Source organism: Joostella atrarenae, assembly GCF_021764745.1.
Classification (GTDB): Bacteria; Bacteroidota; Bacteroidia; order Flavobacteriales; family Flavobacteriaceae; genus Galbibacter; species Galbibacter atrarenae.
This window is the reverse complement of the sequence record NZ_JAETXX010000037.1, coordinates 1-1105: the sequence shown is the minus strand read 5'-3', so window position 1 is coordinate 1105 and position 1105 is coordinate 1. Positions and strand designations below refer to the sequence as shown.

The following is a 1105-nucleotide window of genomic DNA, read 5'->3' as shown; positions in this document are numbered from 1 at the left end:
ATCAGGAAAAACTTTAGTCCCTGTATCCAATATTTCCCCGGCATCAATAATTGCCCATCCAATGGAATTTTTATCTAAATCGAGTCCAAGTCTTTTACTCATAATGGGATTAATTGTTCTTTGATTAAGACACTAAAATACATTTTTATCCTTAAAATTACGGGATAACAACATTTTTTTAGGGTCTTCTCAGGTTATGCTAAGGAAGATACCATTAGATGAAGCGAACTAATTATCTAAGGATTATGAAAAAGGGCTGTATGATTATTTCAGATTTTATTTATGAAGCTGTAGTTATCTTTGTACAGGTCAACCTGTTTTTTACTCTTCGATAATCCATGAAATGTTAAAACTCATATTGCAAAAAAACACAATCCCATAAAACAAAAAAGCCAATCGAAAGACCATCCCATTTTATAAAATTAACGACTATGAATCTTATTTATCATTATTTGTTTTAAGTTGTTTTTTAAATTCCGAGTAAGTAGGAGCCTTACTCTTTGACCAATCACTCTCATACAAAAGGTTTCTAATATCCTCTCTTAAAAGTTCTGCAATTTTGTTTAGGTCGTGTACGGAGGGTTGTCTTTTATTATTTTTTATGCATAAGTGTTGGGAGCCTTTGCATCACGAATTAAAGCATTAATGGTAGTAAACTATCTTCATTGTTGAGTTTCTGTAAATCGGTAACGACATCTACAATATTTTTATCAAGTTCCAAATCAGATAAGCCAGTCAAATAATCTAAAGACACTTCGGCGATTTTAAAAGCTACCTGAACACCGCAAGTTCTTTTCTTCATCGGCTAAATGTATGGTCATAATCCTATATATTTAATTGAACTTTTTATAGCAACTATAACATGCAGGTTTTGAGAAACTAGTCTGTTTTTCGTTGCCACAAGAAATACAAAACTTCTCGGGATAAGTAATATCTTCAAACCTAACCCACACTGGAAAACATCTTCCACATAACGGTTTATCTATGTTTAACTCGATAGTTGCATGACATCTTATACAAAAACCATTATTTTTATGAGAATGAGATACTTTTTTTTGAACAACATCTTCTTTTGGAGTATGATTATCTCGCTCTATTCTTGAGT

The 1105-nt window shown here is 31.8% G+C and carries 1 protein-coding gene and 1 pseudogene; both read right to left on the bottom strand.

The genetic code is table 11. The features are described from left to right. Positions 1-634 precede the first annotated feature (634 nt). Complete coding sequence (locus JM658_RS16955; RefSeq protein ID WP_236961079.1) at positions 635-802, bottom strand: hypothetical protein; 168 nt, start codon at positions 800-802, stop codon at positions 635-637. Between the two features lie 31 nt (positions 803-833). Further along, a pseudogene (locus JM658_RS16950) lies at positions 834-1105 on the bottom strand (hypothetical protein); the annotation flags it as partial.